This is a genomic window from Streptomyces pathocidini (genome assembly GCF_001418495.1).
Taxonomy (GTDB): Bacteria; Actinomycetota; Actinomycetes; order Streptomycetales; family Streptomycetaceae; genus Streptomyces; species Streptomyces pathocidini.
Map to the genome: position 1 here is coordinate 1 of NZ_LIQY01000029.1, position 10,784 is coordinate 10,784.

The 10,784-nt window shown below is 70.5% G+C and carries 9 protein-coding genes and 1 pseudogene; 2 read left to right on the top strand and 8 right to left on the bottom strand.

Annotation, left to right across the window (positions count from 1 at the left end; translation table 11 throughout):
- Positions 1-29 precede the first annotated feature (29 nt).
- The 3 genes from AOK16_RS02090 to AOK16_RS02100 form a co-directional block, all read right to left on the bottom strand.
- Complete coding sequence (locus tag AOK16_RS02090; RefSeq protein ID WP_055470478.1) at positions 30-1,238, bottom strand: dipeptidase; 1,209 nt, start codon at positions 1,236-1,238, stop codon at positions 30-32.
- Positions 1,239-1,552: 314 nt separating this feature from the next.
- A complete protein-coding gene (purE, locus tag AOK16_RS02095) occupies positions 1,553-2,092 on the bottom strand; it encodes a 5-(carboxyamino)imidazole ribonucleotide mutase (protein WP_055470479.1) in 540 nt (179 codons plus the stop codon).
- Entirely contained in the window at positions 2,089-3,228 is a 1,140-nt protein-coding gene (locus AOK16_RS02100; RefSeq protein WP_079100964.1) for a 5-(carboxyamino)imidazole ribonucleotide synthase, read from the bottom strand. The genes purE and AOK16_RS02100 overlap by 4 nt, the downstream gene beginning before the upstream one ends.
- Positions 3,229-3,449: 221 nt before the next feature.
- Here AOK16_RS02100 and AOK16_RS02105 point away from each other — a divergent pair, with 221 nt between their 5' ends.
- A complete protein-coding gene (locus tag AOK16_RS02105) occupies positions 3,450-4,013 on the top strand; it encodes a GtrA family protein (RefSeq protein WP_055470481.1) in 564 nt (187 codons plus the stop codon).
- Here the strand turns inward: AOK16_RS02105 and AOK16_RS02110 are convergent.
- Both AOK16_RS02110 and AOK16_RS02115 read right to left on the bottom strand, forming a co-directional pair.
- Positions 3,997-5,268: an ATP-binding protein gene (locus tag AOK16_RS02110; RefSeq protein WP_055470482.1), complete on the bottom strand. Its 1,272-nt coding sequence runs from the start codon at positions 5,266-5,268 to the stop codon at positions 3,997-3,999. The genes AOK16_RS02105 and AOK16_RS02110 overlap by 17 nt on opposite strands.
- Before the next feature lie 127 nt (positions 5,269-5,395).
- Positions 5,396-6,076: a response regulator transcription factor gene (locus tag AOK16_RS02115; RefSeq protein ID WP_055470483.1), complete on the bottom strand. Its 681-nt coding sequence runs from the start codon at positions 6,074-6,076 to the stop codon at positions 5,396-5,398.
- Between the two features lie 322 nt (positions 6,077-6,398).
- Between AOK16_RS02115 and AOK16_RS02120 the strand changes: the two genes are divergently transcribed.
- On the top strand, positions 6,399-7,925 hold the full coding sequence (locus tag AOK16_RS02120; RefSeq protein WP_055470484.1) for a peptide MFS transporter: 1,527 nt from the start codon (positions 6,399-6,401) through the stop codon (positions 7,923-7,925).
- A 66-nt stretch (positions 7,926-7,991) separates the two neighbouring features.
- Here AOK16_RS02120 and AOK16_RS02125 read toward each other — a convergent pair whose 3' ends face one another.
- The 3 genes and pseudogenes from AOK16_RS02125 to AOK16_RS27875 form a co-directional block, all read right to left on the bottom strand.
- Positions 7,992-8,390 carry a hypothetical protein gene (locus tag AOK16_RS02125; RefSeq protein WP_055470485.1) on the bottom strand — a complete coding sequence of 133 codons (399 nt, stop codon included), beginning with the start codon at positions 8,388-8,390 and terminating at the stop codon, positions 7,992-7,994.
- A 138-nt stretch (positions 8,391-8,528) separates the two neighbouring features.
- Entirely contained in the window at positions 8,529-9,998 is a 1,470-nt protein-coding gene (locus AOK16_RS02130; RefSeq protein ID WP_240483318.1) for a hypothetical protein, read from the bottom strand.
- A gap of 44 nt (positions 9,999-10,042) precedes the next feature.
- A pseudogene (locus tag AOK16_RS27875) lies at positions 10,043-10,784 on the bottom strand (hypothetical protein); the annotation flags it as partial.

A 10,784-nucleotide genomic window follows, 5' to 3' on the forward strand; every position in this document is an offset into this window, starting at 1 on the left:
CAATAACCCCCGGGCCCCAACTGCCCCCGTTAGCCGTCCAGTTCCTGGATTGTCGCGTTGGACGGGGACTGGTGGGACTGGAGGTCCCGGGCGACCGCTTCCGCGTCGCGGAGGGCTCGTACGGAGTTCTGCCAGGTGAGCTTCGCCAGGTCGGCGGTCGACCAGCCGCGGGTGAGGAGTTCGGCGATCAGGTTGGGGTAGCCGGCCACGTCGTCCAGCCCGGAGGGCGTGAACGGCGTGCCGTCGTAGTCGCCGCCGATGCCGATGTGGTCGACCCCGGCGACCTCCCGCATGTGGTCGAGGTGGTCGGCGACCGTCGACGCGGTGGCGACCGGGCGCGGGTTCGCCTCCTCGTACTCCCGCTGGACCTTGAGCGCCTCCGGGGTGGTGTCGAGCGGGTGCAGCCCGCGGGCGCTCATGTTGGCGTCCGCGCCCTGGGTCCACTCGATGGCCGCGGGGAGGATGAACTTCGGCACGAACGTCACCATCGCCACCCCGCCGTTGCCCGGCAGCTGCGCCAGCACGTCGTCCGGCACGTTGCGCACGTGGTCGCAGACGGCCCGCGCCGAGGAGTGCGAGAAGATCACCGGCGCCGAGCTCGCGCGCAGCGCGTCCCGCATCGTGTCGGCGGACACGTGGGAGAGGTCGACCAGCATGCCCGTACGGTTCATTTCGCGGACGACCTGCTGCCCGAACCGGGTCAGCCCGTCCGCGACCGGCTCGTCGGTCGCGGAGTCCGCCCACGGGTTGTTGTCGTTGTGGGTGAGCGTCATGTAGCGGACGCCCAGGGCGTGCAGCGCGCGCAGTGTGGCCAGCGAGCAGTTGATGCTGTGCCCGCCTTCGGCCCCCATCAGGGAGGCGATACGGCCCTCGGCGCGCGCCGCCTCCATGTCGTCCGCGGTGAGCGCCCGCCGCAGGTCGCGCGGGTGGCGCTCGATCAACTGCGCCACGCAGTCGACCTGTTCGAGCGTGGCGCTGACCGCCTCGTCCCCGGCCAGGTCGGAGGGGACGTACACGGACCAGAACTGCGCGCCGACCCCGCCGGCCCGCAACCGCGGGATGTCGGTGTGCAGGTTGGCACTCTGGTCGGCGGCAATGTCGAGCCGGTCGAGGTCGTAGCGGACCTGCGCGCGCAGCGCCCACGGCAGGTCGTTGTGGCCGTCCACCACGGGGTGGGCAGCGAGGAGTTCGCGGGCCTGCGCCAAATATGCGCGAGCCTGCGCCAAGTGCTCGGACATTGTGGTGACTCCCTCTCGCCTGCCGACCGGACTGCCGGTGGCCGTCCGCCCGTCGGGACAGCTCGGCCGCCGGTCCGAACCCTAACCTCCCTCAGACGGCCGGTCGCGGACCGGGCGCTCCCGGGGCACCGTGGCCGAGGGCGCCGACCCTCGGAGGCGGCCGGTGGAGGCGGCCGGTGGAGGAAGCGGAGGCGGCCGACGGCGACCGGTAGAGGAAGCAGAGGCAACCAGCGGCAGCCGGTGGAGGAAGGCGGAGGCGGCCGGAGCCGGAGCCGCCTTCGACGGCGGCTAGTGGCCGAAGCCAGAGCCGGAGGCTAGTGGCCGAAGCCGAAGCCGGCGCTGCCCTCGACCTTGGCCCGCAGCCGCTTGCCCTTCTCCGTCGCCTGCTCGTTCAGCTCGCCCTGGAACTGCCGCATCCGGCCGAGGAGTTCGTCGTCGCCCGCGGCCAGGATCCGTACCGCCAGCAGGCCCGCGTTGCGGGCGCCCGCGACCGAGACGGTGGCGACCGGCACCCCGGCGGGCATCTGGACGATGGACAGCAGGCTGTCCATCCCGTCCAGGTGCTTCAGCGGCACCGGCACGCCGATCACCGGCAGCGGCGTCACAGAGGCGAGCATGCCCGGCAGGTGGGCCGCGCCGCCCGCGCCCGCGATGATCGCCTTGAGCCCTCGGCCCGCGGCCTGTTCGCCGTACGCGACCATCTCGCGCGGCATGCGGTGCGCGGAGACGACGTCGACCTCGTACGGCACCTCGAACTCCTCGAGGGCCTTGGCCGCGGCCTCCATGACGTGCCAGTCGGAGTCGGAACCCATGACGATGCCGACGACGGGGCTGGTCATCCGGGGCTCGCTCATTCGGTGATCGTCCCTCGCAGGTAGTCGGCGGCGTGCCGGGCGCGCTCGCGCACCTCGGCCAGGTCGTCGCCGTACACGGTGACGTGCCCGACCTTGCGGCCCGGCTTCACGTCCTTGCCATACATGTGGATCTTCAACTGCGGGTCGCGGGCCATGCAGTGCAGATACGCCGCGTACATGTCGGGGTAGTCGCCGCCGAGCACATTGGCCATCACGGTCCAGGGCGCGCGCGGCCGCGGGTCGCCCAGCGGCAGGTCGAGCACGGCCCGCACGTGGTTGGCGAACTGGGAGGTGACGGCGCCGTCCTGGGTCCAGTGGCCGGAGTTGTGCGGGCGCATCGCCAGCTCGTTGACCAGGATGCGGCCGTCGCGGGTCTGGAACAGCTCGACGGCCAGATGCCCGACCACGCCCAGCTCCTCGGCCACGGTCAGCGCCAGCTCCTGCGCTTGGAGGGAGAGTTCCTCGGGCAGGTCGGGCGCGGGCGCGATCACGGTGTCGCACACGCCGCCGACCTGGATGGACTCCACGACGGGGTATGTGACGGCCTGGCCGTGCGGGGACCGTACGACGTTGGCGGCAAGCTCCCGTACGAAGTCGACCTTCTCCTCGGCGAGCACGGGCACGCCCGCGCGGAAGGGCTCGGCCGCCTCCTCCGCGGTCTCCACGACCCACACGCCCTTGCCGTCGTAGCCGCCGCGCACCGTCTTGAGGACGACGGGGAAGCCGTCCCCCTCGGCGGCGAAGCGGACGACGTCGGCCGGATCGGCGACGATCCGGTGGCGCGGGCAGGGCACCCCGATCGCGTCGAGTCTGGCCCGCATCACGCCCTTGTCCTGCGCGTGCACCAGGGCATCGGGCCCTGGGCGTACGGGGATGCCCTCCGCCTCCAGGGCCCGCAGGTGTTCGGTCGGGACGTGCTCGTGATCGAAGGTGATCACATCGCAGCCTTGTGCGAACGCACGAAGGGTGTCGAGATCGCGGTAGTCGCCCACGACGACGTCCGCGACGACCTGCGCAGCGGAGTCCTGCGGGGTGTCACTGAGCAGCTTGAACTTCAGGCCGAGGGGGATGCCCGCCTCGTGGGTCATGCGGGCGAGCTGACCGCCGCCGACCATGCCGACTACCGGGAATGTCACCTGCCCAGGGTATCCGGCCTCCAGGACCGCCCTGCCCCGCCCTTTGGTCGATCCTCCATATAAGCGGGGAGCGTCCATCGCGGTGTCGGCCGGTCACGCGAAGATGCCCTGGTTAGCATGAGCAGCCCGGGCAACCGCGGATACGTGCCGACAGTCCGTGCCGACAGTCCGAGTCGACAGCCATCGCCCACCGTCGCCGACAACGGAGCCACACGATCACTATGAGTGAACGGCGCACACTACGTTCGCGGTTGCGGCAGCTGACCCGCGAGCTGGCCAAGTTCGGGACCGTGGGCGCCGTCGGCTTCCTGGTCAACTTCGTCGTCTTCAACCTGTGCGTGCACTGGATCGGCCTGGCCGTGGTGCGCTCCGGGGTCATCGCCACGATCGTGGCCATCGGCACGAACTACCTCGGCAACCGCCACTGGACCTACCGCGACTGCGACAAGTCCCGGCGCAGCCGGGAGCTGACCCTCTTCCTGCTCTTCAGCGGCATCGGCCTGGTCATCGAGAACGGCATCCTGGCGCTGTCGCACTACGGCTTCGGCTTCACCTCGACCGTCGCCGACAACATCGCGAAGAACGTCATCGGCCTCGGCATCGGCACGGTGTTCCGCTTCTGGTCCTATCGCACCTGGGTGTTCAAGGCGCTGCCCGCGCCCGCGGCCGAGTCCGCGGAGGATCTCGTACGGGTCGGGGGCCCCGGGAACCAGGTACGGGCCGGTGGCCAGAAGAACCAGGTACGGGCCGGTGGCCGGGGGGACCAGGTCAACCGCCCGCGGTAGCCCGGGGGTCGGGCTCCCCCGCCTCCGCCTCCCGGCTCAGGAAGAGCGCGAAGACCGGCGGCCGCTGCTGGAGGAGTTCGAGCCGCCCGCCGTCCGCCTCGGCCAGGTCCCGGGCCACGGCCAGACCCAGCCCGGTGGAGTTCCGGCCGCTGACCGTGCGCTCGAAGACCCGCGCGCCCAGGTCGGGCGACACTCCGGTGCCCTCGTCGGTGACCTCGACCACGACCTGGTTGCCGGTGACGCGGGTGCGGATGGCGACCGTTCCGGCGCCGTGCATCAGCGAGTTCTCGATCAGGGTGGCCAGCACCTGGGCGACCGCGCCCGGGGTGCCGACCGCCCGCAGCGCCTTCTTGCCGGAGCGGACGATGGCCCGGCCCGCGCTGCGGTAGGCCGGCCGCCACTCCTCGATCTGCTGCTTGACGATCTCGTCGAGGTCGAAGTCGATGGCCGAACCGGTGCGCGGGTCACGGGAGTTGGTGAGCAGCCGCTGGACGACGTCGGTGAGCCGCTCGACCTGCCCGAGGGCGATCGTCGCCTCCTCCTTCACCGTCTCCGGGTCGTCGGTGACGGTGATCTCCTCCAGCCGCATGGACAGCGCGGTCAGCGGCGTACGCAGCTGGTGGGAGGCGTCGGCGGCCAGCCGCCGCTCAGCGGTCAGCATCCGCCCGATCCGCTCGGCGCTGGCGTCCAGCACGTCCGCGACCCGGTCCAGCTCCGGCACCCCGTATCTGCGGTGGCGCGGGCGCGGGTCGCCCGAGCCCAGCCGCTCGGCGGTCTCGGCGAGGTCGGTGAGCGGCGCGGTCAGCCGGTGCGCCTGGCGTACGGCGAGGAGTACGGCCGCCACGACGGCGAGCAGCGCGACCGCGAGGATGATCAGCAGGGTGCGGCCGATCTCCTCGCTGACGGTCGCCGCGGACTCCTGGACCGTGACGGTCTCGCCCTCCTCGCCGCGCTCCCGCGCCTGGATCACGTCACCCGGGGGCTTCTCCCCGACCTCGATGGGCGGGCGGCCGGGCAGCTCGATCCGGGCGTACCGGTCCGGGGTGATCTGGTCGGCCAGCACATCGGGGCTGACCCGCTCACCGCCGAGCAGCCGGCTGTCGACGATGCTGACCAGCCGTACGGCCTCGGAGTCCACGCTCTCCTGGGCGCTGTTCTCGATCGTCCGGGTCTCGACGATCACCAGCGAGATCCCGAAGACCGCGATCACGACAAGCACCACCGCGAGCGTGGAGTTGATCAGTCGGCGGCGCATTCTGCCCTCCGGGCAAGGTCACACGGTTTCCGTGGCGCCTTCAGCAGCGCCCCGAGGCGGGCAGGGCGCAGCGCTCGCCCTCCCCGGGCCCGCTGCCTCGCGTCACCGACTTCCCCCTCGGCGGGCACTAGCTCTTCTCGAAGCGGAAGCCGACGCCCCGAACCGTGGCGATGTAGCGCGGGTTCGCCGCGTCGTCGCCGAGCTTCTTGCGGAGCCAGGAGATGTGCATGTCGAGGGTCTTGGTGGAGGACCACCACGTGGTCTCCCAGACCTCGCGCATCAGCTGGTCGCGCGTGACGACCCGGCCCGCGTCCCGTACGAGCACCCGCAGCAGGTCGAACTCCTTGGCGGTGAGCTGCAGTTCCTCCTCCCCCATCCAGGCGCGGTGCGACTCGACGTCGATCCGTACGCCGTGGGTGGCGGGTGGCTGCTGCTGGGACTCGACCGCGCCGCGGCGGAGCAGGGCCCGGACGCGGGCGAGGAGTTCGGCGAGACGGAAGGGCTTGGTCACGTAGTCGTCGGCGCCAGCGTCGAGGCCGACGACGGTGTCCACCTCGTCGGCGCGGGCGGTCAGGACCAGCACGGGGAAGCCGTGGCCCTCCGTGCGGAGTCTGCGGCAGACCTCGAGTCCGTCCATTCCGGGCAGGCCCAGATCGAGGACCAGCAGGTCGACACCCCCCTGGAGGCCGGCGGCGAGCGCGGTGGGACCGTCCTCGCGCACCTCGACCTCGTACCCCTCACGGCGCAGTGCGCGGGCGAGTGGCTCGGAGATCGACGCGTCATCCTCGGCGAGCAGTACTCGGGTCATGGAGTGATGGTAGTCCGCCCAGGTGGGCGTGCGTGGCGCGCTGGGGAGGCCTGTGGACAAGCGCCGGGCCGCCTGTGGATCAGGGCGGGTGAAAGATGGGTTACCTTCGAATGTGCCTCGACGGTTCCAGGTTCACCTGTGATCCATGTCTCAGTCACTTCAAACGCCCCCTTAAGTTGACTTATGGTGTCGAAGCGTCCATCAGCACATGGAGACCCGGCCCACCGCAGCGCCGGAGGCCTCCTGTTCTGTGCGGGGGCGACACCTTCCCCCCATCGGACGCCCCCGCTCTGCGGGCGTCCTGAGCGAGCAAGGATCGACCATGGCGTCCAGCCTGACGAAGGACGCCGCGCAGCAGGGGAACCCTGCAGGCGGCAAAACCTTCTTCGGCCACCCTCGCGGCCTGGCCACCCTCTTCCTGACCGAGATGTGGGAGCGCTTCAGCTTCTACGGGATGCGGGCTCTGCTCGTCGTCTACCTGATCGCCGGCGGCCCCGACGCCAAGGACGGCAGCCAGGGCGGCGGTCTGGGCATGCCCGAGGGCAACGCGGTCGCGATCTACTCCGTCTACCTGGCGATGGTCTACCTGCTGGCCCTGCCCGGCGGCTGGATAGGCGACCGGGTGTGGGGGCCGCGTAAGACGGTCGCTGTCTCGGCGGGCATCATCATGGCGGGCCACCTCTGCCTCGCCCTGCCCGGCCAGGTCTCTTTCTTCGTCGGCCTCGCGCTCGTCGCCCTCGGCTCCGGCCTGCTGAAGGCCAACATCTCGACGATGGTCGGCCACCTCTACGACGGCCCGCAGGACCCGCGTCGTGACGGCGGCTTCACCATCTTCTACATGGGCATCAACCTCGGCGCCTTCGCCGCTCCGCTGCTGATCGGCACCGTCGGCCAGACCGTCAACTGGCACCTGGGCTTCGCTCTCGCGGCTGTGGGCATGGGGCTGGGCCTGATCCAGTTCCTGGTCGGCTCCCGCCACCTCAGCGAGAAGAGCAGCGTGGTCCCGACCCCGCTGTCCCGCGAGGAGCGCATCAGCACCCTGCGCAAGGGGCTGATCTGGCTCGGCGTCGCCGCCGTCTTCTACGGGGCCGTGGGCCTGTCCGGCAACTTCACGCTGAACTGGGCGCTGGTTCCGATCACCCTGATCGGCCTGATCATCCCGACCGCCGTCCTGGTCCGCATCAAGCGGGACAAGGATCTGAGCAGCGTCGAGCAGACCAAGATGACCGGCTACATCTGGTTCTTCGTAGCTGCCGCGGTCTTCTGGATGATCTACGACCAGGGTGGCTCGACCCTCTCGGCCTTCGCCGAGACGAAGGCCGGCGACTCGCTGCTCGGCATGACCTTCCCGTCCAGCTGGTTCCAGTCGCTGAACCCGCTGTTCGTCATGGCTCTCGCTCCGCTCTTCGCCTGGATGTGGCTGTGGCTGGCTCGCCGCAACCGCGAGCCCAACACCATCGTGAAGTTCGCGACCGCGCTCTTCCTGATCGGTGTGTCCTTCTTCGTCTTCGTCATCCCGATGGCGATGTCCGCGGACGGCTCGAAGCCCAACCCGATGTGGCTCGTCTCGATCTACCTGATCCAGACGATCGGTGAGCTGTGCCTCTCCCCGGTCGGCCTCTCCGTCACGACCAAGATGGCGCCGATGAAGTACGCCTCGCAGATGATGGGCGTCTGGTTCCTCGCGGTCACCGCCGGCGACTGCGCCACGGGCCTGCTCTCCCTGGCCGGCGTCGACCTGAGCGGCACCGGCATGATCGGCCTTGAGGCGGCCCTTGCGGTCCTCGCGGGCTTCGCGGTCTACATGTACCGCAAGAAGGTCCAGCAGCTGATGGGCGACGTGCACTGACACACGGCCCGAACAGCTAAAGGGAAGGGCCGCCGCACCGAACGGTGCGGCGGCCCTTCGCCGTTGTCAGCGCTTGGTCTGGACGCCGAAACCGGCCGTGAAGCTACGGAAACCGCACTTCACCGAGGACTTCTTGCCCGGCGACACCCAAGGACCGTACTCGGTGTACCGAATGGTGTGCTCAGCTCCTGCACCCGCGCCGCGCACCACATCGCACTTGAGCATGGCCCGGTGCTTGCTGACCTTCTTACCCGAGGACGACTTCTTGCAAGACGACGTCACCGAAGGACGCCCCCAGTCCAATCCGGCCTTGGATATGGAGCACTTGTACTTCGCCCCCGCAGCCTCCGCCGGCGCAGCGGTGGCCAGTCCGGTGGCCGTGGCCCCCATGAGAACAGCGAGCGCCCCCGTGGCGATCTTCTTCCCCCAACGCATGTGCGCGCCTTTCACCATGAACTTGAACAAATGGACAATTGTAGGCCCAGTCGACCCAATACCGGACAGTAGTCGGTGAGTTGATCAAGAAGCAACCGAGGTCGGGGCAGGCAAACGGGCCGGGCGCGCATCCGCCCGGCCCGTCGTCGCCAAGGAACACTCCACAACTCACCGCACCCCGCGCAGCCTTCGCCACGGGGTGAAGGTGAAGACCGCGCCGCCCAGGAGGGTTATGGTGCCCGCTATCAGGCCCAGGGCGCGGAGGCCGCCGTTGTCGTCGGCGCCCGTTTCGGCGAGGTTGCCGCCCGCGGCCGAGCCGCCGGACGCGGAGCCGGAGCCGGAGCCGCCGGAGGAGGAGCCGCCGCCGGAGGCGCCGCCCGGCTGTTCCGAGGTGTCGAGTTCGAGCGAGGCACCCGGATCCTTGGCCGGGGTGCAGGTCGTGGTCGTGCCGAGCGCCTCGACCGTCAGGACGCCCGGGGAGAGCGTGGTCTTGCCGGTCCCGCCGGGCTTGTAGGTGCCCTTGAGGTCCGGGATCTCGATCGGTTCACCGGCCTTGATGGGCTCCTTGTTGGTCGGGCCCTCGACGTGCACCGTGCCCTCGTCGGCCCCGCCCAGGACGACCTCCATGGACGGCTTGACCGAGTCCTCGGGGATCTCGGCCGGGCTGTCCATCACGGACTTGTTGAACTTCACCGTCAGGTCGAAGTCCCCGCCGCTCTTCTTGCCGTTGATCTGCACCGGCGAGGTCGCGCTCTTGTCGCCGATCGGGGTCTTGCACTCGTACGGGACCTCGACCTCCTTGCCCGTGTACTCCGTCCCGTCCGGGTCCCCGCCGCCGCCCGTCGAGCCGCCGGAGGAGGACGAACCGCCGGAGCCGGAGCCGCCGGAGCTCGAACTCCCGCCGCCTGTACCGCCGTTGTCGCCCCCGCCGGACGAACTGCCGCCCGAGGAACCGCCGGAGGTGAGGCCGGAGGTCGCGCCGTTGGTCAGGCCCGAGGTCACCCCGGAGGTGACGCCGGACGTGACGCCCGAGGTCACGCCGGAGATGGTCCCGGCCGTCGTGCCCGAGGTCGTGCCGCCGGTCGTCCCCCCGCCGCCCTCCGTCACCTTGATGGTGTGGGCCGGGCCCACCGCCTCCTTCGGGGAGCACTTGGTGTCCGTGGAGATCGGCTTGCTGACGTTGATGTTGTACGCGCCGGGTGTCAGCGTCACCTCGCCCGGCTTCTCCAGCTTCAGCACGCCCTTCATGTCGGACAGCTTCATGTCGCTGTTCTTGGGGATCGCGGGGTTCTTCCGCTGCCCCTGCATGGCCAGTTCACCGGTCTGTGCACCGGCGACGGCGAGCGTGCCGGTGGGCAGGACGGTGTCCTGCTGCAGGTCGAGGACGTCGGGGTTCTTGGAGGCGGCCAGGACCGTCTTCCACACCACCTCGACCTCGTCGCCGACCTTCGCCGTCTCCGGCGCGAGGATGTCGACCTTGGTGACACCCTGCACCGGGGGCAGGCCGGAGATGGCCGGCGGTATGCACTCCGTGGGGTAGGAGACCTCCGCCGCCTGGGCCGGGGCCGCGGCGATGAGGATCGCGGCCCCGCCGAGCATCAGCGCCGCACCGGCAGCGCTCACCCTCCGTTGGGTCATCACGAGCTGCCTTCCTTTCTACGGGGATCCCGGTCTACGGGGATCTACGGGGAACGGTCTTCTGACGGTGCGGAGAACTGCGCGTGCGCCGCGGGCTCTTGGCGGGCCGGCAGCGTGTCGGGGGTGAACCAGGGCAGACCCGGCTCCTGAGGTGCCTGCGGGGGCAACGCCTCGGTGAGGGCGTCCTGTTCGGCGGCCCGGCGCCGCAGCCGGGAGCCCGTACGCGTGGGCGCGCGGGAGCTCGTACGCCTGGGTGCGCGCGGGCCCGTACGCGATCCCAGTCCCGTACGCGATGCGCCGCCCTCGCCCATAGGCCCGCCCGTACGCGATGCGCCGCCCCCATCCATAGGCCCGCCCGTACGCGCTCCCGTGCGCCCCCACGGCCCGATCCGGTCGACGATCGCCATCCCGATCCGGAAGATCGCGGCCGGGACGACCAGGAACAGCAGGATCCAGAAGAGGGTCACGCCCCACGGGCGGCCGACGCCCCAGGGCTGCTCGGTGAGCACCTTGTCCCCGTACCGCAGGGCCACCCGGTAGTCGCCGTGCGCCCCGGCCGACAGCTCGACCCCCAACTTGACCTGCACCTTCTCACCCGGCGGTAGGGTCCCCCGCCACTGCTGCTCCTCCCACCGCGGGGCGAACACGCCGTGCGAGGTGCCGACTTGGAAGACCGGGTTGCGGGCGGGGGCCGAGCCGAGGTTGCCCACCGTCAGCACCAGCTGCCGCTGCGGCGGGGCCCCGAACCAGGTGAGCAGCCCGCTCGCCCCGTCCAGCCGCGCCGCC